At 68.5% G+C, this 25336-nt stretch carries 15 protein-coding genes and 1 pseudogene; 5 read left to right on the top strand and 11 right to left on the bottom strand.

Going from position 1 to position 25336, the window contains the following annotated elements; translation table 11 throughout:
- Positions 1 to 537 precede the first annotated feature (537 nt).
- The 8 genes from PQS31_RS14880 to PQS31_RS14915 all read right to left on the bottom strand — a co-directional run bounded on the left by PQS31_RS14880 (position 538) and on the right by PQS31_RS14915 (position 13746).
- Entirely contained in the window at positions 538 to 3801 is a 3264-nt protein-coding gene (locus PQS31_RS14880; RefSeq protein ID WP_272763533.1) for a discoidin domain-containing protein, read from the bottom strand.
- Between the two features lie 170 nt (positions 3802 to 3971).
- Positions 3972 to 4808 carry a carbohydrate ABC transporter permease gene (locus tag PQS31_RS14885; RefSeq protein WP_272763555.1) on the bottom strand — a complete coding sequence of 279 codons (837 nt, stop codon included), beginning with the start codon at positions 4806 to 4808 and terminating at the stop codon, positions 3972 to 3974.
- Positions 4809 to 4822: 14 nt separating this feature from the next.
- Positions 4823 to 5701, bottom strand: coding sequence for a sugar ABC transporter permease (locus PQS31_RS14890; protein WP_272763534.1), 879 nt, complete (start codon positions 5699 to 5701; stop codon positions 4823 to 4825).
- A complete protein-coding gene (locus tag PQS31_RS14895; protein ID WP_272763535.1) occupies positions 5691 to 7079 on the bottom strand; it encodes a sugar ABC transporter substrate-binding protein in 1389 nt (462 codons plus the stop codon). Before PQS31_RS14895 ends, PQS31_RS14890 begins: the two co-directional genes overlap by 11 nt.
- 40 nt (positions 7080 to 7119) lie before the next feature.
- Complete coding sequence (locus tag PQS31_RS14900) at positions 7120 to 8781, bottom strand: glucoamylase family protein (RefSeq protein ID WP_272763536.1); 1662 nt, start codon at positions 8779 to 8781, stop codon at positions 7120 to 7122.
- A gap of 83 nt (positions 8782 to 8864) precedes the next feature.
- A complete protein-coding gene (locus PQS31_RS14905; protein ID WP_272763537.1) occupies positions 8865 to 11900 on the bottom strand; it encodes a TonB-dependent receptor in 3036 nt (1011 codons plus the stop codon).
- A gap of 336 nt (positions 11901 to 12236) precedes the next feature.
- Positions 12237 to 13256 carry a LacI family DNA-binding transcriptional regulator gene (locus PQS31_RS14910; protein ID WP_272763538.1) on the bottom strand — a complete coding sequence of 340 codons (1020 nt, stop codon included), beginning with the start codon at positions 13254 to 13256 and terminating at the stop codon, positions 12237 to 12239.
- Between the two features lie 190 nt (positions 13257 to 13446).
- Positions 13447 to 13746: a YciI family protein gene (locus tag PQS31_RS14915; protein ID WP_272763539.1), complete on the bottom strand. Its 300-nt coding sequence runs from the start codon at positions 13744 to 13746 to the stop codon at positions 13447 to 13449.
- A gap of 394 nt (positions 13747 to 14140) precedes the next feature.
- Here PQS31_RS14915 and PQS31_RS14920 point away from each other — a divergent pair, with 394 nt between their 5' ends.
- The 4 genes and pseudogenes from PQS31_RS14920 (at position 14141) to PQS31_RS14935 (ending at position 19393) form a co-directional block, all read left to right on the top strand.
- The gene (locus tag PQS31_RS14920; RefSeq protein WP_272763540.1) at positions 14141 to 15046 is read left to right on the top strand and encodes a ScpA family protein; all 906 of its coding nucleotides are present in this window, start codon (positions 14141 to 14143) and stop codon (positions 15044 to 15046) included.
- Between the two features lie 43 nt (positions 15047 to 15089).
- Positions 15090 to 15854, top strand: a pseudogene (scpB, locus tag PQS31_RS14925) (SMC-Scp complex subunit ScpB); the annotation flags it as partial.
- A 59-nt stretch (positions 15855 to 15913) separates the two neighbouring features.
- A complete protein-coding gene (locus PQS31_RS14930) occupies positions 15914 to 17560 on the top strand; it encodes a pseudouridine synthase (protein WP_272763541.1) in 1647 nt (548 codons plus the stop codon).
- Positions 17561 to 17563: 3 nt separating this feature from the next.
- Positions 17564 to 19393 (top strand): putative 2OG-Fe(II) oxygenase, encoded by a 1830-nt coding sequence (locus tag PQS31_RS14935; RefSeq protein WP_272763542.1) that lies wholly within the window; start codon positions 17564 to 17566, stop codon positions 19391 to 19393.
- Between the two features lie 30 nt (positions 19394 to 19423).
- Here PQS31_RS14935 and PQS31_RS14940 read toward each other — a convergent pair whose 3' ends face one another.
- The 3 genes from PQS31_RS14940 to PQS31_RS14950 form a co-directional block, all read right to left on the bottom strand.
- On the bottom strand, positions 19424 to 20221 hold the full coding sequence (locus tag PQS31_RS14940) for an amidohydrolase (protein ID WP_272763543.1): 798 nt from the start codon (positions 20219 to 20221) through the stop codon (positions 19424 to 19426).
- A gap of 319 nt (positions 20222 to 20540) precedes the next feature.
- Positions 20541 to 22337 (bottom strand): DUF885 family protein, encoded by a 1797-nt coding sequence (locus PQS31_RS14945; protein WP_272763544.1) that lies wholly within the window; start codon positions 22335 to 22337, stop codon positions 20541 to 20543.
- Positions 22338 to 22476: 139 nt separating this feature from the next.
- A complete protein-coding gene (locus PQS31_RS14950; protein WP_272763545.1) occupies positions 22477 to 25014 on the bottom strand; it encodes an excinuclease ABC subunit UvrA in 2538 nt (845 codons plus the stop codon).
- Between PQS31_RS14950 and PQS31_RS14955 the strand changes: the two genes are divergently transcribed.
- A partial coding sequence (locus PQS31_RS14955; RefSeq protein ID WP_272763546.1) for a hypothetical protein occupies positions 24977 to 25336 on the top strand: 360 nt, incomplete at its 3' end. The genes PQS31_RS14950 and PQS31_RS14955 overlap by 38 nt on opposite strands.

Consider the following 25336-nt stretch of genomic DNA (forward strand, 5'->3'; position numbering starts at 1 on the left):
ACGCAGCCCGTCGCGCGCGAGCGCGCTTCGACGCGTGGTCAGCGCGACACCTCGCGATCATCAGACGCGTGTCGCCACCGCCGGCGGGCGAACGCCTGCGATCACGATCGCAGGCGGCCGTCAGTCCAGTCTGCGCAGCTCGGGAAGGCTCCCGTGAGACGACCCCGGCCGGAGCCGCGCAAACGCGTGATCGACGCGCTGTGACAGCTGCTCGCGCGCGCACCTGCGCGGGTTGGGGGCGGAGCAACCGGTGCGCGCCTATCGAGTCCGCCGCCGTGGCATCGCGTCGTGACGGGCCGGTCCAGGGCCGATCATCGTCGGCCCGCAGTCCGGATGGCGATGGCCGGCCAGGGCGGGCGCGTCGATTGGCGGCCGCCGTCGCAACGGCGCACGCGCCATCGGACGACCCGCAGGCGGCGAGCGCAGCCCGCGTCTGCGCACCCGCCCGGCCCACGACGGCCCCGCGCGCCGCTGGCGCGGGGTGCGAGCGGCGTTCGCGGCCCACCCGCGTCGGCGTGGACCGTGTCGACTCGGGGCTCAGCCCGCGCCTTCGACCCGCACGCGCGCGCCGGCGCGTTCGATGCGCAGTTCGTTGCCGGACCACTGCACCGCGCGGCCGTCGATCGTCGTCGCACCGGGGACGCTGGCGTACGGCCACTGCAGCACGAGGCCGCCCGGCGGCAGGCCACTGCCGGCATCGACGTCGAGCAGCAGCGCGCTCCCGTCGCGGCGCAGGCGATAGCCCACGCGGCCCTGCGGCGTGCGCATGCCACGCAGCGCGACACCCTCGCCGTCCAGCCACTCGGCCGGCACACCGGCCGCGAGCACGAGGCTGTCGTCGACCTCGCGGACGTAGGCGAACATGTCCAGCGCCGAGCGGACGAAATCCGAGCCCACCCACGCGTGCGGCAGGTCGCCGAGGAAGAACGGCGTGCGCGGGGTCGGCGTGACCACTTCGCCCCACTGGTTCCAGGCCAGCGGCGCGCGGTGGTCGAAGAACCACTCGCGCACCTCGTTCGCACGCTCACGCCAGCCCAGGCGCACGAACGCGGCGACGTTGCGCCACTCGTAGGGCGTGTAGTCCTTCCACGGCTCGCGGCCGTCGCGGCGATCGGTGAACTTGGTCCAATAGCGCTCGAAGGTATTGGTCAGCAGCGGCTCGGGCAGACGGCCCTGTTCGCCGCCCGGAGCGAGCGCGATGGTCGTCGATGTGGCATCGAAATCCCCGAGTTCGGCGGCGCCGGGCAGGAAATCGATGCCGTGGATCCGCGCTGCCGCACGCAGCGACGCATCGAGGTCCACGCGGAACTCGTCGCGCGCGGCGATCATGCGAGCGCTGTCCTCGGTCTTGCCCAGCGCCTCGGCGACCTCGACCGCGTCCTTGTAGCCGCGCAGCGCCCAGAAGTTGTCCCAGTACGAATGCATCGGCTTGGCCGAATAGCCCTCGTGGCTGATCGACGCCGGCATCATGCCGTAGAAGGCTTCGTTGACCGCCCGGTTGGCCTCGGTGCGCTCGCTGGCGCGCAGCACTTCCATGTAGTCGAACGCGCCGAGCACGTGCGGCCACATCGCGGCGAGAAACGCATCGTCATTCGTGTAGCGCCAGTACTCGGCGATGTTGAAGATCAACTCGCCGTGGCTGTCGTTCTCGGGCACCGGATCGCTGCCGCGATCGTCGACGCAGCACGGCACCATGCCGTTGTCGAACTGGTAGGGCGCGTACCACTCGACGTATTCCTTCACGACTTCCGGCCGGCCCATGCGCAGCAGGCCTTCGGAGATCATCGCGCCGTCACGGATCCAGCTGCGCGCATACGACCGCGTGCCCGGCTGCAGGCGCGGTCCGATACGCGAGATCAGCATGTGCGCGAGCGAGGTGCGCAGCGTGTCGGCGAGCGCCTTGCCGGCCTCGGGCACTTCGATGCCGACCTCGCCCAGCTTGGTGCGCCAGTCGTTGGCCACCGCGTCCTGCCAGGCCTGCGGATTCCAGCCGCTCGTCGCCGGCGCGGCACCCGTCATCGGCACCAGCAGGTCGAACTCGCGCGACTGGCCGGGCTCCAGACGCATGCTGTAGAGCAGCGCACCCGACGCGAAGGCCTGCGGATCGTCGACCTCGGTGGTCGCCGGCACGCGGCCGGCCGCGATGTGCTCGATCTCCATGCCGGCGTCGAACGTGGTCGCGAACGCCGCCTGCGCCGGCTCGCGTGCGAACACGCGCGGCATGCCGTCCACGCTGACCCGGTCCGGGGTCACCGACACCGCGCGCAGCGGGCTCACCCCGCCGATGATGTTGAGGAACTGGCTCGGTGGATTGACCTGCAGCGGTCGCACCGCGAGTGCGAGCGTGTAGTCGCGCGCCTGTGCACCGGTGTTCTCCAGGCGATACCGCGCGACCAGCTGCGACGTCTCGGGCGTGCCGCGGGCGAAACCGGTCACGCGCAGCGCGAGCGCGTCGTGGCGCCAGTCGACACTGGGAATCGGCAGGTAATCGTCCTGCAGCGATTGCGTGGCTTCGACATCGGCCCAGGTCACCAGCGCGTCGTCGACGCGCACGAAGGGTTCGATCGAGAACCCGCCGGCGGCGACCTCGATCGCGCCGTCCTCGCCGATCAGGCCCTGCTGGGTGCCGCCGTCGAGGCCGAGGATCGTCCAGTAGGGCTGCTCGCCGCTGAAGCCACGCGGGAACCGGCCGCGCGGATGGTCGGCGGCGACCGCCTTGATGAAGTCGTTGGGATGCTCGGTGACGGCGACCGGATGCGCGGCCACCTCCGCCAGTGCGAAGCCCTCGCCGGGCCCCGCCTGCAGCGCGAGCCCGATGTAGCGCGCTTCCGATTCCGGCAGCGACAGCCAGTCGACACCGCCGTTGCCGTCGACGACCGTGCGCACCTCGTTCCAGGTCTGGCCGTCATCGGACAGCGAGACCGCATAGGCCGATGCCTCGCGCCCCTCGGCCCACTGCAGGCGCAGGCCGCCGAACTCGCGCACCGAGCCGAGGTCGAGCACCAGCGTCTGTGGGCCGGCACCGGTGGTCCATGCGGTCTCCGGGTTGCCATCGGTCGCATGGGCCACGCCCTCCGGCGTGCTCTGCGAGGACGCCGCGAGCGTCAGCGGCGAGGTGTCGTCGGCCGGCAGTGGTTCGAACGTCAGCGTGTCGAAACACACCGAGCCCGCGCCGCCGGCGTTGTTGTAGATCGTGAACTCGATCTTCTGGCTGGACCGCAGGGTCTTGTCGGGATCCGGTCCCCAGGCCTTGTCGATGTGCCGGGTGCGGTAGCGCACCGGGGTCCAGTCTTCGGGGTAGTCGTATTTCGGCCGGTTCACCCACCAGACGTTGTCGCCACTGGCATCGACCAGCTTGAACTGGAGATCGTTGGCCGGCGATTCGCCGCGCAGCTGGAAGCCGAAGCGGAAGTTCTCGGGATATTCGAGCGGCAACTCGCGCTGGATGCCGACATGGCCGGACACGCCGTTGAAATCGTAGTCGAGGCACAGCGCCGCGCCGTCGACACCGTCGACGGCGCGCAGCGCGCCGCTGACCTGGTTGGAGGTCACTACCTGCCAGAGCGACGGATCGTCGAAGCCATCGAGCAGGCGGACACCCTCGCCCGCCGACGCGGCCCCTTCGCCCGACGGCGTGGGTGAGACGTTGCAGGCAGCCAGGGCAGCGGCGAGTGCAGCGATGCCGAAGACGCGTGCGATGCGCGCCAGGCGCAGAGGACCGGACGACGCGGCGGTGTCGGCAGCCCGCATCATGTCGGGTTCGGCAGGCGCGCGCATGGCGCGGGTGTCGAGAATCTTCATGCGGGGCATTGGCTCCTTGGTTCGACTCCGGATTTCTGTAGGGAGCGCTCGCGCGCGCGATGGGGCTACTCAGGGAACGCCACATCGCGCGCAAGCGCGCTCCTACACTCGCACGGGCGCTGCACGCCATGGCGTGGGCGCCCGCGCTCTGCGGCCGCAAGCGCGCGGCCTCATCCCTTGACGCTGCCGAGCAGCAATCCCTGGATGTAGTAGCGCTGCAAGGCGATGAACAGCAGCAGCACCGGAATCACCGTGACCACGGCACTGGCCATCATCATCTCGACGTCCTGGATGTGCTCGCGCGACAACGCGGCGATCGCCACCGGCAGCGTGTAGTTGCTCTGGTCGGTCAGCACGATCAGCGGCCACATGAAATCGTTCCACGCGGCCATGAAGGTGAAAATGGTCAGCGTCACCAGCACCGGCTTGAGCATCGGCAGCACGATCTGGAAGAAGATCCGCAGCTCGCCGGCGCCGTCGATGCGCGCGGCTTCCAGCAGCTCGTCGGGAATCGAGCGCGCGTACTGGCGCACCAGGAAGATGCCGAACACCGTCGCCAGCGCCGGGATGATCACCGCGCCGAAGCTGTTGACCAGCCCCATGCCCTTCATCATCAGGAACAGCGGCAGCATCGCGACCTGGGCCGGAATCACCAGTGCGCCCAGCAGGACCTGGAACAGCCGTTCGCGGCCGCGGAAGCGCAGCTTGGCGAAGGCATAGCCCGCCATGGTGTTGACCAGCAGCGCGCCCAGGGTGATCGCCCCCGAGACCACGAGACTGTTGACGAAGTACCGGCCCATGCCGGCGCGTGCGAACAGTTGCCGGTAGTTGTCGAAGGTCAGCGCCGACGGCAGCAGCGGCGGCGGAAAACCGCTGGCTTCGCCGGTCGGCATGAAGGACACCGACAGCATCCACGCCAGCGGTGCCAGCGCGACGATCGCCAGCAGCCCCAGCGCGCCATTGACCGTCCACGCCGTCCAGCGCGACGCACCGACTTCGCGGGGCACGAGCGCGGCGCGGTTCATACCATCTCCCGGCGGCGGCCCGCGCGCAGCAACAGCGTGGTCACGCCGAGGATGATCAGGAACAGCAGGAACGCCACCGCCGACGCGCGGCCGAGGTTCCACCACATGAAGCCTTCCTCGTACATGAAGTACAGCACGCTGACCGTGCTCTGCAGCGGATCACCGCGGGTCATCACATACGGCTCGGCGAACAGCTGGAAGTACCCCGAGACCGTGATCACCGCGACCACCAGCAACACCGGCCCGAGCATCGGCAGCGTGACGTGGACGAACTGCTGCCAGCGCGAGGCGCCGTCGATGCGCGCGGCCTCGTAGAGGTCTTCGGGAATCGCGGCGAGACCGGCGATGAAGATCACCATGTTGTAGCCGAAGTTCTTCCACACCGCGAACAGGATGATCGTCGGCATTGCCCAGGCCGGATCGCCCAGCCAGTCCACCGGCGCGATGCCGACGTGGCCCAGCGCCCAGTTCACGAGGCCGTAGCTGGTGTGGAAGAGGTAGCGCCAGATCACCGCGACCGCGACCAGCGTCGTCACCACCGGCGCGAACAGCGCGGTGCGGAACAGGCCCTTGAAGCGCGCGACCTTGGCGTTGAGCAGCAGCGCCGCGCCCAGCGACACCGCGATCGACAGCGGCACGCCGATGACGACGAAGTACGCGGTGTTGCCGAGCGATTTCCAGAACAGCGGCGTGCGCAGCAGATCGACGTAGTTGCCGAGCGCGACGAAGCGCAGGTTCGACATGTCGGCCAGCGCGTAGAGGTCGAAGTCGGTCAGGCTGAGCAACAGCGCCGACGCGACCGGAATCGCGAAGAACACGCCCAGCACGATCAGTGCGGGGCCGGCGAAGATCCAGCCGGCGGTACTAGTGCGCATGGCCGGCTCCCGCACGGTGCGCGCGCGGCGGGTCGTCGATCGAGGCGGCTGCGCGCGACGCCAGATGGCCTGCAGCGCCGTTCGCACGCGAGCGCACGCCCACGGACGCCGCGTCGTCCTGCTGTTCGCGCACCCAGCGTCGCTTCTCCAGCAGCGTGTCGACGCGTGCATCGAGGTCACGCACGGCCTGGTCCTGCGACATGCCGCCACGGACCACGCGTTCACTGGCCAGGCGCATCTCCTGCACGATGCGTTCCCACTCGAGCACCTGCGGCGTGGGCTGCACGCGTTCGAGCTGGTCGCGGAACGCCTGCGCATACGGGTCCTCGCGCAGTTGCGGGAAGTCCCAGGTACTGCGGCGTGGCGGCAGGTTGCCGATCATCGCGTGGAAGCGTTGCTGGATGTCGGGACGCGACAGGAACTCCATCAGCTTCCAGCTCGCGTCCTTGTTGGGCGAATCGCGGAACATCACCAGCGACGTTCCGCCCGCGATGCCGGCGCCGGGACCGTCAGGACCCGGCAACGGCGCCGTCCCCCACTGGTCCTGCAGCGCCGCGGGCATCCGGTTGCGGAATTCGCGGATGTTCCAGGGACCGGAGACGTAGAACGAGAAGAAGCCGCGGCCGAACTCGTCCCAGACATTGGAAATCTGGGTCTCGGACATCCGCGGCGCCCAGCCCTGTTCGAACATGTTGGCGTAGAAGCCGAGCGCGCGGCGGAAACCGGGGCTGGAGAAGTTTCCGCGCCCGTCGTCGTCGCGCAGCAGCGGATCGCCGGCCTGCAGACCGAACGACAGCAGCTGCTCGAACTCGTTGAGCGGCAGCATCACCGCGTAACGCGACGGCCCGACGTGCTGCTTGACGGCCGCCATCGCGGCCTCCCATTCGGCCCACGTCGTCGGCAGCGCGTCGACGCCGGCGGCGGCGAGGATGTCGCGCCGGTAGAAGATCAGCCGCGTGTCGACGTACCACGGCACGCCGAGCAGCGTGCCGTCGACGACGTTCGTGCGCCAGATGCCCGGAAAATAATCGTCCTCGTCGATCACCGCCGACGCATCGATGCGCGCCTGCACCGGTTCCAGCGCGCCCAGCACCGCGAACTCCGGCACCCAGGTGTTGCCGAGCTGGCAGATGTCGGGCAGCGCATCGGCCGCGAAGGCGGTCAGGAGCTTCTCGTGCGCCGAGGTCCACGGAATCTGCTGGATCTCGACGCGGATGCCCGGGTTGTCGCCCTCGAATTCGCGCACCAGCTCGGCCACCACCTCGGCCTCGCGGCCCATCGCCCAGAAACGGATGACCGTGTCGCCCTCATGGCGCGCACACCCGGCCAGCACCAGCACCATCCACAGCAGTGCGGACGCGGTGCCCGGCGCAGGCATGCGGCGGGCACCGGGCCGGGGGCGTGCGGGCCGCATCCGTCTACTCCACCGGGACCGGTTCCGACGCGCGCGCCGGCGCAGGTGCCGGTGCGCGCGCATCGTTGTCACGGGTCTGGTTGGCGGCGCGCGACTCGGCGATGCCGATCGCCCGCGCGGTCGCCGCGTCCACGTCCGCCGGACCGGAATCCTGCGGCTCGTCCTCGCCGGCGAGCCAGCCTCCGGTGAAGCCCGCACGCTCGAGACCGCGGCGGATGTGCTCGTTCTTCTTCATCACGTCCCAGACGAAGTTGTTCCGGTAGTTCGCGATCATCGCCAGGATCGGTCCCTGGTCGATGGCGATGTAGTCGCTGGCGACCCAACCGCGGCCCGGGATCAGCCGCCCCGTCTTCAGCGGCACGTCTTCGTAGGTGAAGCTGGGGTTGAACGCATCGAGGAACCCGTAGCTCGAATACAGGTAGTCGCCGTAGCGGCGATGCATCTCCTCGGTCGCCGGAATCACCAGTTCGGGCGCGAACGCGATCGAGGCCACGGCCGCGGTCGGCGCAATCGTGCCGTCGTCGAACGCCACGTCCAGGCCCGCGCCGCGCGCGCTGTAGTGCCGGAACTCGCGCTGCTCGCCGTTGTAGTCCTGCGTGGTGCGCTGCGGTCCGTCGCTGGCGGTCAGGCCCCAGACGTTTTCGCCGTATTCCTTCCAGCCCATCGGATTGTCGATCGCGTACTGGCGCTGGGCGTAGGTCGCGCGGCGGCTGTTCTCGAAATAGTCGATCCCCCGGCGGCGCATGTAGTCGTCGCGGATGCCGCGGAAGTCGATCCACACATGGGTGTACTGGTGACCGAAGTGCGGCGCGAAACTCAGGTATTCCTGGCCACGGAACACGCCCCAGGAGCGGTCGTAGGTGCGCGTCCACACCTCCCAGGCATCGGGCTCGACCGGATGCGTGGGCGAGCCCAGCGCAAGGATGTAGACCAGCATCGCTTCGTCGTAGCCGGTCCAGTCGTGCTCGATGAAGCCGCTTTCGGGATACCAGCCCATCGAGATCAGCGGCTTGCGCTGCTGCAGGAACGGCCAGCGCACGTTGCGGTAGAGCTGGTCGGCGATCTTGCGGATCTCCGCCTCGCGCGGGTCGTCACGGTCGTAATACGACTGCGCGAACAGCACGCCCATCATCATCAGGCCGGTGTCCACGCTGGACAGTTCCACCCACGGCTCGAAGCGGTGCCCCTTGTCCATGTCGACGAAATGGTAGAAGAAGCCCTGGTGGCCGCCGGTGCCGGTCGCCTGCGGCCCCATGCGCACGTCGCGGAAGAAGCGCAGCGTGGTGAGCGTGCGATCCACGGCTTGGGTGCGGCTCACCCAGCCGCGTTCGATGCCGATCGGATACGCGGTCAACGCATAGCCCACCGCGGCGACGCTCGAGAACGGACGCGACGGGAAGCGGTCCGGGGTCAGGCCGTTGACCTCGTTGGTGGTATCCCAGAAGAACTGGAACGTGCGCCGCTCGATGTCGGCGAACAACGGCGGCAACTCCGGCGGCCCCGCCTCCTCGGGTTCCGGCTCGGGCTCGGGCACCTGCGCGATCGGCCCCGGTTTGGGCGCCGGCACAGCCGGTTCGGCCGGTTCCTGGCGACCGCAACCGGCGATCAGGAGCGCGACGAGCGCGGTGAGGATCAGAACCTGGGCGGCACGCAGACGGGAGTGCATCGTGACGGAAACCTCGCGCTGAAATCGTTTTCAACAGACAGTATAAAACTGCCGGCGCCCGTACGGGGGCCGGCAGCGTCTCGTTACCAGTTGATGCCGAAGGTGAGCTTGAACGTGCGAGGCGGGAATGCCGTCGCAAAGCTGTCGGGGTTGCGCCGACCGAAGTTCGCATTCGGGTTGGCGACGCTTCCGGGCACGTTCGGATCACGACCGTCGCCCCGGAAATCGATGTAGTCCGTCCAGTTGTACCAGTTGAAGACGTTGAGTACGTCGGCACGGACACGCAGGCGGATATCCGTCCCTGTGTCCCACTCCTTCTGCAACGCGATGTCGAACTGCTTGAAGCCGACACTCGTCTCCGGATAGTAGGAATCGAAGAAGCAGTTCAAGGTGTCGATGGCGACACAATTCAGCGATTCACGCGCAGCAGGTGATGAGATCTCGAACTTGCCTGACAGCGTGAAGCCCCAGCCGATGTCGTAAATACCAGTCGTCACAAGACGGTGACGGGGAATTCCAATTGCCCGCGTAAACGCGACGTCATCCAGATCACGATAGTCGAACGAGAACGTGTCGCTGTTGTTTCGGTTCTCCTTCGCGTCGCTGTACGTGTACGCGATGGTCGTACCCCAGCCGGAATCGCTGGTGAACGGCTTGTCCAGCGACAGCAACACCGAGTTGAGACGGGTCTCTACAGCATTGCGGCCGATCAGCAGACGCCCGAAACCCGGCAGGTTCGCCGGCGGAATGCCGCCGAAGGTACGGCCCGGCTCGTAGAACGAGCCGTCGTCACGCCGGTTGCCTGCGGTGAACAGGATGCCGTCGTGGCTCAGCACGTGCAGCAGCGTCGCCGACGAGTTCCACGACTGGCCGCCCATCTCGAACACGTTGCGGACGCCAAGGCTGAACTGGTCGGAATACGGCGTCTTCAGATCGTTGTCGATCAGGAACACTTCGCTGCCGACGTTCGGAGCGGCCGCGGCCAGCTGGTCCAGCGTCGCCTGATCGAAATAGCTCGGATCCCAGTCCAGACAGCTCTGCGGCGACGATGTGCGGCATTCGTGGCCGGGCTGGTTGAACTGGTAGGTGTAGCGCTGGAAGGCCAGGCCGTATTGCTCGCGTGCCAGATAGTCGAACTGGTTACGGTTGTACGAGCGCCCTGCCCCGCCGAACAGGACGAAGCTCTCATCGCCGCTGAAGTCGTACGAGAAGCCGACGCGCGGCTGGAAATTGCCTTTGGTCGCGCTGCGTTCGCGGCCGGTGCTGACGAACTGCCGGTAGTCGTAGTCCACTCCGGGTGCGTTGAGACCGGGCGATGCGGCCAGTGCGTCGACCACCGCCTGTGGTGTTACATGATCCTCGTAGCTCGGCGTCGTTTCGTAATCCCAGCGCACACCGAGGTTCACGGTCAACCGATCGGTAACGTCCCAGTCGTCCTGGATGTAGAGGCCCAGCTGCTTGTTTTCCGACAGCACCGGCTCGGCCGTACCCAGACCCGATGCCGTGAACTGCACCTGATAGGGCACATCGAGATTCCGGCTGAGATCGAACGAGTACTGCGGGTTCGGCGGGCTGCGCTGCAGCGCGCTCACGTCGATCTGCTTGTACTTGATGCCCGCTTTGATGGTGTGGCCTTCGAAGCCGAACCAGGTGAAGTCGTTCTGGAATCCCAGTCCCTTCTGCCCCTTGTCCTGCTGGTCCGGGCCGCCACCAATGTTGAGAATGGCGCTCATGTTGGGATTGTTGACGGTCTCCTGACCTTCTGCCGGCGTCAGCAGGCGAAGCCCTGGCGCGATCGTGAGCGGCAAGGGGCCGAAGCTCGCATCTTCATAGGTGATGTGTGCGTCGTTGAGCCAGTTCTCGGTGCTGTACTGATAACGCAGATCGAGGCGTGTCTCCTCGCCCGCACGCGTGGTGCCGTACTGGAATGTGTTGATTCCATCGACGCCGACAATATCGTCCTCCTGCCGGTACTTCGCGGTGAACTCGATCAGGTGCGCATCGCCCGGCGTCCAGCTCAACTTTCCGAAGAACAGGTCTTCCTTGAAAGGCGAGCCCGTTGTCGCGAGTGCGGCCTCACGGTATGGCGGCGGCAGAGCATCGATCGGGATATTGCGACCAGGCGTGATCGACGCCACGCGCTCGATTTCCTTCGCCTCATACGTCACGAAGTAGTGCAGACGATCCATGAGGATGGGACCGCCGATCGCGACGCCGTAGTGCTCAGTACCGGACCGCACCTTGTCACGCCCGCGAAAATTTTCATCAGCGGTCTTGGCCCGGAAGTCCTGCGCGGTGTAGTCCCAGAAGAACTGGCCTTCGAACTCGTTCGTGCCCGACTTTGTCACTGCCGTGATGCCCGCGCTCGAGAGCTGGTCGTACTCGGCCTTGTAGTTCGAACTGATGACCTTGTACTCGGCGATACCCAACTGAGGGAATGGATTTCCCGGTGTCGAGTCCTGCCCCGTTATGCCGCCCCTGAGCACGTAATCCTTCTGGCCGACGCCGTCGATGAAGACGTTGACCGCATTCGAAACCTGCGCGCCGCTCCTGATAGACGCCCCCGTGGGCGAGTTGGTCACCGTCACACCCGGAACGATGTCGGCAAAGGACAGGAAGTTTCGCGAGTTCTGCGGCAGCGAGTCGATCTGCTTCTGGGAAATATAGGTCGCGATCTCGGATGTCTTGGTTTCCACCAGTGCCTCCGCCGTCACCCGCACCGTGTCGAGGTCCTGGGCCTCGCCCGCCGGCGCGCTTTCCGCGACGCCGCCGACGCCGAGATTCAATGTCGCGGTCTGGCCCACGGCCACGGTCACGGTCTGCGATGTGCTCTGCCCGTTCGCGTCCACCTGCAGGCGGTAGGTGCCCGGCGGCAGGCCCGCGAGGTTGTAGTTGCCGTTCGCGCTGACGCCGACACTGCGGCTCAGGCCGGTGGCGGTATTGATCGCGGTCACGCGTGCATCGGTGGCGGGTGAGGAGTCGACCATCACCTGGCCGCGGATCGTCGCGGCCGTGGACTGGGCCAGCGCGGCGGGTGCAGCGAAGGCGATACAGGTGCCGAGCGCCACGCTCAGGAGCGAGCGCGACAGCGGGCGGGAACGCAGCGGGATGTACGTCATGGGTGTTCTCACTGGAATCGGAAAGACGATGAAAGACCGGGCCGGTCGGACGGCGCTGCATCCTGCGGCGCACGGCGCTCCGACCGGGCCCGCGATGCGGGAACGGATCGGGAGCAGCGGACATCGGGGCGACTGCGATCCGCGTCTGCCGGAGGCGACGCGATCGAGTCAGGGAACGGGGCAACGGGTGCAGTGGGGGCACGGAAGCAACGCGGCCGGGCGTCCGAACAGACGCCGCGGCCGGCGCGCGGCCGCCGCAGCGACGCGCACGCGACACCAGGTGACTCGATCCTCATCCAGATCCCCTCCCAAGGCTCCAGGTGTCGTGCAGTGATGTCAGCGCGGCGCTCGCGCTCCGTCGGCGCGGCGTGCGCCGCAGGAATCGCGAACCACCAGTGCCGGCTGCAGCCCCCGGGTGGACCCCGGTGTGATCTGTTGTCCGGCTTCAGGATCGAGCAGCGCGCGCAGTGCGCGTGCCCCCAGTTCAGCGATGTCGACGCGCATCGTCGTTAGCGCGGGGTGAACGTAGCGTGCAAGCGGAATGTCGTCGAAACCGACGACGGCAATCTCGTCCGGCGTGCGCACGCCGCCGCGACCGAGTGCGTAGAGGCAGGCGATCGCCATGGTGTCGTTGGCCGCGAATACGGCATCGGGACGCGTGTCCAGCGCCAGCAGGGCCTGGCCGGCTTGGTGACCCGAATCCTCGTCGAACCGCCCGGGCAGCTCCCAGGGCTCGAGACCGGCGTCCGCCGCCGCCAGGCCGTCGCGATACCCGCGCAGACGCTCGCGCGCGTCGTCGTTGTCCTCGGGCCCGCCGAGGAACGCGATGCGACGGTGACCGGCCTCGACCAGATGCCGCACCATGTCGCGCGCGCCGCCGTAGTTGTCGATGCCGATCGACACCCGGTCCACCGGACCGGCCGAGTTCATCAGTACCAGCGGCAGGCTGGCGTCGACGTTCTGGGCGAGGAAATCGGCGTCGTGCACGTAGGGCGACAACAGCAGCAGGCCATCCACCCGCCCGCGCATCGCGCGCAAGGCGGCGCCCTGCTCCACCGGATTGCCGTGGTAACTGGACACGAGGACGTGCAATCCCTGGGTCCGTGCCACCTGGTCGATCCCGCGCATCAGTTCGGAGAAGAATTCACCGTGCAGGTCCGGCAGGACGACGCCGACCGTCTGCGTGCGCCGGCTGCTGAGACTGCGCGCGGCATGATGCGGGCTGTAGCGGAGGGCCGCCGCGGCCTCGAGCACCCGGGCGCGGACGGCTTCGGCCACGTTCTGGTGACCATTGAGGGCGCGCGACACCGTCGCCACCGACACGCTGGCGGCTTTCGCGACATCCTTGATGGTCACACCCATTCCAATACCCCGCTCACAGCGAACGGCGCGAATGTAAGCGTTTCCAGGTCACTTCTGCAAACTTTGCGTCACATCTGTATGCGCTGCAGCGCAGCATTGCGCGGGGATCAAGAACGCGTCGCCGCGGCCCCTCGATTCGACGCGGACCGCACCCCCGTGCAGCGGCGCGTGAGCCTTGCGGCCCTCAGGGAAGAACAGGCCGGAACGGCCGCACGTCCACTCGCACGTAGACGCCGGCGTCCACGTACGGATCGGCATCCGCCCAGGCGCGCGCCGCATCGAGGGAGTCGAACTCCGCGACGACGATGCTGCCGGTGAAGCCCGCTGCGCCCGGATCCTCGGCGTCGATCGCCGGGCACGGCCCGGCCAGCAGCAGCCGCCCGGCATCACGCAACGCGAGCAGACGCTCGAGATGCGCGGGCCGCGCTGCCAGGCGTCGCTCGAGCACGTCGGCGCCGTCGTATCCCTCGATCGCGTACCACATCGTCCAGACCCCTTCGAAACAGCGGCGGCAAGTGTAGGACGTTCGCGAGTGCACAGCGCGCGTCGACTGCGCTGGACAGCGCCCCGGCGCTGCGCGTACCCTGTGCCACAGTATTCCGGCCAGTTATCCGCAGCGGTGCGCACCAGCGCCCTCCGAATCGCGGTCACCCCACCGGCCCGGCCCGACGCCTTCCGATCTCCGCGCTGCATCCGCAGTCGCGTGTCGTGTACGGCATCCGGCCGAAGACGTCCCGCAACACCGCCGTATCCGCGCCGGCCCGCGCCGCGCACCGATCCGGACCCGTGCCCAGCGCCCGCTGTCCCGTCATGCCAGTCAGCAGTGATGCCTCACCCGTGATCCCGTTCCCGAGCGTGCCCGCAGGGCCGCGAACCGAATGAACCAGCCCGCCTCCGACGCCAGCGCGCCGGCACCTGCTGCTGCGCTTTCGCCGCAGCAGCAGGAGATGCGCCTGGCGCTGGTGCACGGCCAGCCGGTGCTGCAGATCCCGCAGGATCTGTACATCCCGCCGGACGCGCTGGAAGTGATCCTGGAGGCCTTTGAAGGCCCGCTCGATCTGCTGCTGTACCTGATCCGCCGGCAGAACCTCGACATCCTGGACATTCCGGTCGCCGACATCACCCGGCAGTACGTCGACTACATCGGCGTGATGCAGGAGCTGCGCTTCGAGCTGGCCGCCGAGTACCTGGTGATGGCCGCGATCCTGGCCGAGATCAAATCGCGGATGCTGCTGCCGCGGCCGCCGGCCGAGGAAGGCGAGGAAGGCGACCCGCGTGCCGAACTGGTCCGCCGGCTGCAGGAGTACGAACGCTTCAAGCAGGCGGCCGAGGATCTCGATCGCCTGCCCCGCCAGGACCGCGACACCGCACCGGCGCAGGCCGCGTTGCCGGATCACGACGTGGTGCGCGAGCCGCCGCCGGTCGACCTGCGCGAGATGCTGCTGGCGCTGCACGACGTGCTCAAGCGGGCCGAGCTGTTCACCGGCCATGCCATCCGGCGCGACGCGCTGAGCGTTCGCCAGCGCATGGGCGAAGTGTTGACCCGGCTCGCAGGTGGGCATTTCCACCGCTTCGAGACCCTGTTCGATCCCGAGGAGGGACGCCTTGGCGTGGTGGTGACCTTTCTGTCGATCCTCGAGCTGACCAAGGAACGCCTGCTGGACATCGTGCAGGAAGCCCCGCTGGCACCGATCTACATCAAGTCCCTGGCCGATGCCGAGGGCGGCGCGCCACCCAGCGCGTTCTCGAGCGAGTTCGACGACGACGTACCCGAATCGCCATGACCCGCCGCCGTTCCGTTTTCTGAGGCCCGAGCCCGGACATCCGATGGACCAGACCTTCATCAACCGCATCGTCGAAGCCGCCCTGCTCGCCTCGTCGCAGCCGCTCAGCGTGGCCCAGCTCGGCGCGCTGTTCACGCTGGACGATCCCGCGCCCGACGGCAGCATCCGCCAGGCGCTGGACGAGTTGCAGGCCGCATGCGCCGACCGCGGCGTCGAACTGGTCGAGCTGGCCTCGGGCTGGCGCTACCAGGTGCGCAGCGACGTGCACGTCTGGGTGAGCCGGCTGTGGACCGAGCGCCAGACCCGCTACACCCGCGCCACGCTCGAAACGCTGGCGCTGATCGCCTACCGCCAGCCGATCACCCGCGGCGAGATCGAGCAGGTCCGCGGGGTGGCCACCAACAGCAACATCATCAAGGCGCTGGAAGAGCGCGAGTGGATCCGTGTCGTCGGCCATCGCGACATGCCCGGTCGCCCCGAACTGCTGGGCACGACCAAGGGCTTCCTCGACTACTTCGGCCTCAAGCGTCTCGACGATCTGCCGCCATTGTCGGAACTCAAGGATTTCGCCGAACTCGATCCCCAGTTGCGCCTGGCCGGCAGCGACGCCGCGGCCGACGCTGCACGACCGGACGGTGACGACCGCACCGTCGGTGGCATCGCCACCGATGGCGACGACACCGGCGCCGGTCGCGACCCGCAGCACGACGCGGACGCGGGCGATGCCGTTGCCGCACCGACCGACGAACCGGCGCACGACGCCGCCGGACACCCCATCCACCCTGACACGGACGCCGATGCCGGCGCCCCGGATCCCGAACCACACACCGCCCTCGCCGCAGACGGCGACAGCGACCGGAGTACTTCATGACGCACCCTCGCAACACCCCCGACAAGCCCACCCGTTCGCCGCTGTCGCTCAAGCGCGGCGAGGCCCCGGCCACCGACGCGGCGCCCAAGCTCGAGGAACGCCTGCACAAGGTGCTGGCCCAGGCGGGGCTCGGCTCGCGCCGGGCGCTCGAGCAGCGCATCGCCGACGGCCTGGTCAAGGTCAACGGCGAACCCGCCTTGACCGGCATGTCGATCAAGGGCGGCGACCGGGTCGAGCTCGATGGCAAGGTCTTCGTCGCCAGCGCGCTCACCGAACCGGCGCGCGTGCTGATCTACAACAAGCCCGAGGGCGAGGTCACCACGCGCGAGGATCCCGAAGGCCGCCCGACGATCTTCGACGCCCTGCCCGCGCTCAAGGGCGCGCGCTGGATCGCGATCGGCCGTCTCGACATCAACACCACCGGCCTGCTGCTGCTGACCACCGACGGCGAGCTCGCCAACGCGATGATGCATCCCTCCTACGAGGTCGAGCGCGAGTATGTCTGTCGCGTGCGCGCGCCGGAAGGCGAGGACACGGTATCGGACAAGATCGTCGACCGCCTCCGTCGCGGCGTCGCACTCGAGGACGGCCCGGCGAAGTTCGACGAGATCGAGCGCATCGGCGGCACCGATTCGCACGACTGGTACCAGGTGCTGCTCAAGGAAGGCCGCAACCGCGAAGTGCGCCGCCTGTGGGAATCGCAGGGCTGCCAGGTCAGCCGCCTCAAGCGCGTGCGCTACGGCAACGTTGTTTTGCCGCAGCCGCTGCTGCGCGGCCAGTCGCAGGAACTGCCGGAGGCGCAGGTCGAAAGCCTGCGCAAGGAACTCAAGCTCGAGGAAGGGCCGCCCCCGGCGCTGACGCTGCAGCCGGTGATCGGCCAGCGCAAGGCCGGCAAGTCGACGGTGCATCTCGGCAAGGGCGGCACCGGCAAGGCCTACGTCAACGGGCACAACAGCGGCGCCGATGAAGGCCGTGAGCTGCGTCGCTTCGACAACGTGCGCGAGGACCGCGGCCGGGGCCGCGGCGGTCCGCGCAAGGCGCACGGTGGCCTGACCGTCAGCGGCGATGCCGCGGCCAAGCAGTCGCAGAAGCCCTTCAAGCAGCGCGCCGACAAGGGCGCGCGCGGCCTGCCCGAGGGCAACCCGGCTGCGTTCCGCACCTGGTATGTGCCGGACGGCGTGGAGACCGGCCCAAGCGGCCACCGCAATGCCGATGGCCGTGGCCCGAAGAAGCCCTTCGGCGGCCCGGGCGGTGCGAAGAAGCGTGGCCCCGGTGGTCCTGGCGGCGGCGGACAGGGTCCGCGCGGCGCGGGTGGCGGTGGCGCGCGCGGCGCGAGCGCCGGCCAGGGGCCGTGGGCCTCGCGTCCGGCGGGTGGCGGTGGCGGCGCAGGCCGCCCCCGTGCGCCCTACGGGCACCCCGACAGTGCGCCGAACTTCCCGTCCGACCACGCCAACCCGGGCAGCTTCAATCCCAACGCCGGCCCGCGCGGCCCGCGTCCGGGCGGCAACCGCGGCCCCAAGGGCAGCCCGGGCGGACGTGGACCAGGTGGCAACCGCGGTCCGGGCGGCGCGCCGGGCGGCCAGCGCGGCCCCGGTGGACGTCCCGGCGGCGGCAACCGTGGCCCACGCGGCGGCAATCGCTGAGGCATGTCCAGCCCCGGATTGAGCTCTGTACAGGCGAACCAGCTTGCGGCGGCCGTCAGGCTGCTGCACGAGGGGCATTTCCCGCGCGCGCTCGCTATTGCCGAGGCGCTCGCCCGGGAGGCGCCTTTCGTATCGGAGGCGCAGCAGCTCTTGGGCATGGCACGCTCCGAAGTCGGCGACCTTTCTGGCGCGGAGCGAGCGCTTCGCGCGGCGGTAGCCATCTCGCCGCACAACGAGCCTTTGCTATTGCATGTCGCCACTTGGCTATCGGCGCATGTGGGTCTGCCGGCGGCGCGGGACCTCCTCGTGACAGCTCCCGCCACGGCAGCCGTTCTGACGCGGCTTGGTCTGATCCAACTGCAACTGGATGAGCCCGCCAAAGCAAGACACGCGCTCGAACGCGCGTTGGCGATCGACCCGACGTCCACGAACGCTTGGCACGGCCTCGGAAACGCCCTTCGGTCTCTCGACGATATCGATGCGGCCGTGGACGCCTACCGGCGAGCGACCCAGCTTGCGCCGGCTGCTCCGAATGCATGGGTCAATCTCGGTGTCGCACATCGGCTGCGAGGGCAGAGCACCGAGGCGCTGGAATGCCTGTATCGGGCGCAGAAGCTGGGCTACCGCGGGCCGGACCTTTCGGATGTCATCAACGGCGTCTTGGCCGACGCTGGGCAGATTGACGACGCTATCGCGGGTGCGCTTCATCTTGTGGAGTCGCATCCGGATTTCGCGCAGGCACATGAGACTCTCGCGCATATCTGGCTTGAGCATGGACGCAGCGACATCCCGGACGGCGACCCCTTCGAACACTTCAAGCAGGCAGCGGACGCGCAGCCGGGCAACCGTGAGCTCCAGTTCCGCTTTCTCAAGATGCTGCTGGCTGCGGGCAGACCGCAGGACGTGCTGATGCGGATCGAACGGGCGACTGCATCAGTTGAAGGAGACCCCGTCGTGGAATGGTTCGCGGGCGAAGCATTGGATCTGATCGGCGAACACGCGGCGGCCGGTTCGAGGTTCGCGAGCGCGCATCTGTCGTTAGGCGACAGTCCGGAATTTCTCAATGCCTATGCTCGTCATGCCTTCAGGTCAGGGCGCTTCGACAGCGCAGGAGAATTCGCCCAGCGCGCGGTCGAGCTCGATCCGGCCAACCAGGAAGCCTGGAGCCATCTCGGCACTTACTGGCGCCTCATCGGAGACGAGCGGGAGCACTGGTTGTTCGACTATGAAGGACTCGTTGGCGACGTCGAGCTGGACACTCCGCCGGGCTTCCCGGATCAGCACTCGTTTCTCGACGCACTTAAGGCCGTGCTTGACGACATGCACGCCAAGAGTCGCCAGCGCGTCCACCAGAGTGTCCGCAACGGCTCGCAGACCGCTGGACAATTGTTCGGCACGGATAACGCAGTCATCGAGGCATGCGAAGGCGTGATCAGGGAGGCAGTCCAGCGTTGGATATCCGCTCTGCCACAGGATCCGACTCATCCATTCCTGTCGCGCAGAAGCAACAGGTTCCGCTTCGCCGGCTCCTGGTCGGTTCGACTCAAGTCCTCGGGGCGGCATACAAACCACACCCACAGCCAAGGCTGGATGAGCTCGGCTTGCTACGTGTCGTTGCCGGCAGTCATGCAGACGCAGAGCGAGGAGCGGGCCGGCTGGCTCCAGTTCGGGCAACCGGCGCAAGAACTCGGACTCGAATTGGCGCCACGCCGCATGATTCAACCGAAGGCCGGCAGGGTCGTGCTGTTTCCTTCGTACATGTGGCATGGCACGCAACCGTTTACCGATTCGGGATCTCGATTGACGATCGCCTTCGACGTCCGGCCTCTTTGATGCCGGACGCCGACATTGGCGGCGCACGGTCTATCTCAGCTCGAAACGATCCGCGTCCAGCATCGCCGGAAACCGCTCGCGGTGGGCAGCCAGTTCGGCGGCCTGCAGCGTGGTCGTGGTCACGGCCTCGGCGTCGGTGCACGCGCTGAGCGGTTGTCCCAGGAAATCGAGCACGGCGCTGTCGCCGGAATAGGCGATGCCGTTGCCGTCGGTGCCGACGCGGTTCACGCCGACGACGAAGCACAGGTTCTCGATCGCGCGCGCGCGCAGCAGGGTCTTCCACGCATACGCGCGCGCGGCCGGCCAGTTGGCGACGAACAGCTGCAGATCGAAGTCCAGATGGCCGGCACGCTCCACGTCGTAGCGGTTGCGGCAGAACACCGGGAAGCGCAGGTCGTAGCAGACCTGCGGATTGATCCGCCACCCCCTCCATTCCACCGTCAGCCGATCGCGTCCGGCGGCGTAGCGCTTGTGCTCGTTGGCGTATCGGAACAGGTGGCGCTTGTCGTAGTGCTCCACGCGGCCGTCAGGCGTGGCCCACAGCATGCGGTTGTAGACGGCCTCGCCATCGCGCAGCTGCACGCTGCCGGTGACCGCGGCATCGAGGGCGGCGGCCTGTTCGCGCATCCAGGCGACCGTCGGGCCACGCATGTCCTCGGCGCGGTCGATGGCGTCGTTGCTGAAGCCGCTGGTGAAGGTTTCCGGCAGCACCACGAGATCGGTCGCGCCGCGCAGCGGCGCGATGAGTCCACCGTAGTAGGCGCGGTTGGCGTCCGGGTCGTGCCAGACGGTGGCGCCCTGGACGATGGACACGCGGAGGTTCTGCATGGACGTTTCCACAAGGGCCGCTGCGGGCCGATGTTCCGATTCTCGGTGTTCCAGCGCTTCCGCTCAACGACGCGGGCGACGCGTCGAACGGCGCGGGCGCGTTCGACCATCCGAGCACGCCGTTGCGGGTGCCGGGACGCCGCCCGCGCGCGGGGGAAGGCGCCCGGCCCGCGTGTGCGCCCCGCCCAGTCTCGACAGGCCGGCGCGCGGTGCGCCGGCCGGACCGGGAGGCGGCCACGCAGGGCGCGAACCCCACGTCGCGGGGCGTTGACCCCGGGCCCGCGGGCCGAGCGCCGCCGCCGGCTCCCGGCAGCGCGTGTCAGCGGTCGACCGTGCCCGCTGCCTTCTGTTCGGCGATGAAGCGCCGCACGTCCTCTTCCAGCACCGGCAACGGCACCGAGCCCAGGTCGAGGATCGTGTCGTGGAACGGACGTTGATCGAAGCGCGTGCCGAGCTCGCGCTCGGCCTCGGCACGCAGGTCGAGGATGGTCTTGTAGCCGATGTAGTACGACAGCGCCTGGCCCGGCCACGAGATGTACCGGTCGACCTCGGTCACCACGTCGTGGCGCGCGAGCGCGGTATGGCCGGCGAGATAGTCGATCGCCTGCTGCCGGCTCCAGCCGTACTCGTGCAGTCCGGTGTCGATGACCAGGCGCGCCGCGCGCCACATCTCGAACGTGAGCCGGCCGAACTCCTCGTACGGCGTTTCGTAGATGCCCATGCGCGTACCGAGCCACTCGGTGTACAGGCCCCAGCCTTCGCCGTAGCCGGAAAAGTACGTCTGCTGGCGGAAATCCGGGCGCGCCGGTGCTTCGAGCGCGAGCGCGGCCTGGAAGCTGTGGCCGGGCGCGCATTCGTGCGCGACCAGCGCCGGCAGGTTGTACAGCGGGCGCGACGGCAGGTCGTAGGTGTTGAAGAAGCAGGCCTCCAGCCCACCGCGGCCCGCGGTGTAGATCGGCGCGATGTCGTCGGCGACCGGCAGGATCGTGAAGCGGTAACGCGGCAGCGTGCCCACGACGTGCTTGAGCTCGCCGTCGATCTTCTTCGCGATCCACGCGGTGTGCGACAGCAGCTGCTGCGGCGTGGTCGCGTAGAACTGCGGGTCGGTGCGCAGGTATTCGAGGAACGCCTCGAACGTGCCTGTGAAGCCGGCCCGCGTCATCACCTCGCGCATGTCGGCGGAAATGCGCGCCACCTCCCTCAGGCCGAGATCGTGGATCTCGCGCGGACTCATGTCGCGGGTCACGTACTCGCGGATCTGCGACCGGTAGAACGCGCGGCCGTCGGGCAGATCGCGCGCGGCGATCGTCGTGCGCGTGCGCGGGAAATAGTCGTCGCGGAGGAAGCGCAGCAATTCGCCGTACGCCGGCACCGTCTGCTCGAGCACGACGCGGCGGCCCGCGTCGCGCAACTGCGTGCGCACGGGCTCGGGGATCGACACCGGAATGCGCTCGAAGGTCGCCAGCAAGGGGTTGTCCTCGCCGACCTGTGTATACGGCACCAGCGTGGTGTCGCGCCCGTCCAGCGTCACCCGCGGCACGCTCCAGCCGCGATCGAGACCGCTACGCATGTTCGCGATCTGTTCGTCGAAGTAACGCGGCACATCGCCGAGTCGCGCGATGAAGCGGCGCCAGTCGGCTTCGGTCTGGTAGGGCTGGCGGGGATTGATGCCGCCCCAGAAGAAGCTGTCGCTGTTGAACGGCGCCTCGAAGGTGCGCCAGTCCGCATTGGCCACGCTGGCCTCGAGCGAGGTGCGGAACACCTCGGCATTGATGCGCTCCTCGCGGCCCAGAGCGTCGAGCGGGATCGCATCGAGCTTCGCCAGCGTGTCCCTCCAGTACGCGGCGCGGCGGGCCCAGGCCTCGGGCGTCACCGTCGGCATGCGCGCCCCCGCCTGCCAGCGGCCGTCGATGCGCACGCGGTCGAACTCGGCCTGCCGCCAGTCCCATTCGGCGGTGTAGAGCGCGCGCAGCGCCGATTCGGCGGCATTCGCCGGTGGTGCCGGCACCGCGATCGGCGGCTCCTGCGCACCTGCCGGCGACACCGGGCCGACGGCAAGGGACAACGACAGGGCGAGTGCGGACAGCGTCGCGCGGCGACGCGGTGCGATGGACATCGGCAGCTCCTGGATTGGCAATGGACTCGACCGCGGCCTCCCTGCCCGCACGATGCGCACTGTGCACCCTGCCCCCCGATCGATCGCCAAGCATGCCCGTATCGGACGCCCGCTGCATGTGCGGAACGTGGCGGCTGCCTCAGCCGTCGGTCATCGCCTCGGCCAGGAACGGCGCGGTGCGACTGCGCGCATCACGCGCCACGAGGTCGGGAGGCCCCGCCACGACGACCTGTCCGCCGGCGTCGCCGGCGCCCGGGCCCATGTCGATGATCCAGTCACTGGCGGCGGCAACGCGCATGTCGTGTTCGACCACGACCACCGTACTGCCCGCCTCCACCAGGGCCTGCAGCTGCAGCATCAGGGTGTCGACATCGGACGGGTGCAGGCCGGTCGTGGGTTCGTCGAGCACGTAGACGCTGCCCGCGCGCTGCGCACGTTGGAGTTCGCTGGCGAGCTTGATGCGCTGGGCCTCGCCGCCCGAAAACTCGGTGGCCGGTTGGCCCAGGCGCAGGTAACCCAGACCGACCTCCAGCAGCACCGACAACGGCCGCGCCACCGCGGCATCGTCGGCGAAGAACGTCGAGGCCTCGGCCACGGTCATGTCCAGCACGTCGGCGATGGTCTTGCCGCGCAGCGTGACCTCCAGCGTCTGCGCGTTGTAACGCCGGCCGTGGCAGGTCGGGCACGGCGCGTAGACGCTGGGCATGAACAGCAGTTCCACGCTGACGAAACCCTCGCCGTCGCAGGTGGCGCAGCGGCCCTTGGCGACGTTGAACGAGAACCGGCCGGCATCGTAGCGCCGGCGCTTCGCCATCGGCGTGGCTGCGAACCGCTTGCGCACGTGGTCGAACAGGCCGGTGTACGTGGCGAGATTGGAGCGCGGTGTCCGCCCGATCGGTTTCTGGTCGACCCGCACCAGACGCCGCACCGCATCGAGACCCTCGTCGATGCGTCCGCCGACCGCGGTATCGACATCGCGCTCGAGCGGATCCAGCGGTGTGTCGTCCTCGCCGTCCCGCTGCGTGCCGACGTGCGCAGCCAGCAGTTCCACCAGCGCCTGGCTGATCAACGACGACTTGCCCGAGCCACTGACGCCGGTGACCGTCGTGAACACGCCGAGCGGAATGTCGACGTCCAGCCCCCGCACGTTGTGGCGCTGGATGTCGCGCAGTGCCAGCCATGCCGTGGGGGTGCGCCCGTAGCGCGTGATCGGCGCATGACCCGCGAACAGGTAACGCCGCGTGGCCGACGCCTCGACCTTCGCAAGACCCGGTGGCGGGCCGCTGTAGAGCACCTGCCCGCCTTGCTCTCCCGCCCTGGGGCCGACATCGACGATCCAGTCGGCATGGCGGATCACGTCGATCTCGTGCTCGACCACGAACAACGAGTTGCCGGCGGCGCGCAGCTGGTCCAGCGCGCGCAGCAGCGCCTGCGCATCGGCCGGATGCAGGCCCGCCGAAGGCTCGTCCATCACGTAGACCACGCCGAACAGCTGCGAGCGGATCTGCGTGCCGAGGCGCAGGCGCTGCAGCTCACCCTGCGACAGTGTGGGCGTGGACCGGGCCAGCGCCAGGTGGCCGAGCCCCAGATCCTGCAGTACCTGGATGCGCGCGCGCAGATCCTGGGCGATGCGCTGCGCGGCGAGCGCCTGCTCCGGGTGCGACTTCGCATGCGTCTTCCCCGCCGCTGCCGGCGCGAGCAGCGACGCCAGCGCGTCGAGCGGCTGCTGCGAGAACTCCGCGATATCGAGCCCGGCGAACGTCACCGACAGGGCCTCGCGCCGCAGGCGCTTGCCGTGGCATTCGGGACAGTCGGCGCCCACCAGGTACTGCGCCGCACGCTTCTTCTGCTGCGCGCTCTGGGTGTTGGCGAAGGTGTGCAGCACGTGCCGGCGCGCGCTGGTGAAGGTGCCCATGTAAGCGGGTTCGGTCTTGCGTTTGAGCGCGCGCTTCACTTCGGCGAGATCGAAGCCGGGATAGACCGGCACCACCGGTTGCTCGTCGGTGAACAGGATCCAGTCGCGCGTCTTCTTCGGCAGTTCCGCCCAGGGCACGTCGACGTCGATGCCCAACGTGGTGAGGATGTCGCGCTGGTTCTGTCCGTGCCAGGCGCCCGGCCAGGCGGCCACCGCGCGCTCGCGGATCGTCAGCGTGCGGTCGGGCACCATCGAGGCTTCGGTCGCGTCGTAGATGCGGCCGAGGCCGTGGCAGGTGGGACACGCGCCGGCCGGCGTATTCGGCGAAAATCCATCGGCATAGATGATGGCTTGCCCGCGCGGATAGTCGCCGGCGCGCGAATACAGCATGCGCAGCGAATTGGAGATCGTCGTTAGGCTGCCGACCGACGAGCGCGCGGTCGGCGTGCCGCGCGCCTGCTGCAGCGCCACCGCCGGCGGCAGGCCTTCGATCGAATCGACCTGCGGCACGCCGGCCTGGTCGATCAATCGCCGCGCATACGGCGAGATCGAATCCAGATACCGCCGTTGCGCCTCGGCGAACAGCGTGCCGAACGCCAGCGACGACTTGCCCGAGCCCGACACCCCGGTGAACACCACCAGCGCATCGCGCGGGATGTCGACATCGACATCCTTGAGATTGTGCTCTCGCGCGCCGCGGACGCGGACGCAATCGGCCGGGGCGATGGATTTCGGCTTCGATTTTACGCTCGGCTTCGACATGCTGAGGCACTCGGGGGATGCGGGCGCATTATCCGCGCCGGCACGTGACGGGTGTGGCGGTGCCGCCGCCCGCTTCATCCCGGTGCCGACCGCGCCTCGACGCCATCGCCTGCTGCTCTTGCGGTTGCTTTTGCTGTTGCTCTTGCGGCTGCTTTTGCTTTTGGGGTTGCTGTTGCTCTCGCGGTTGCTCTCGCTCTGGCATTTGCCGTTGCTCCCAGCGCTTGATCTTGCGAGCCGTTTAGCGGGCCGAGCACCGGAGCCTGGCGCGGCCGTAGAGGCGCCCATGTCTGAGCGAAGCGAGTTTGGGCGCCGTGCCGCGTCA

It is taken from the genome of Luteimonas sp. BLCC-B24 (assembly GCF_028550595.1).
Taxonomy (GTDB): domain Bacteria; phylum Pseudomonadota; class Gammaproteobacteria; order Xanthomonadales; family Xanthomonadaceae; genus Luteimonas.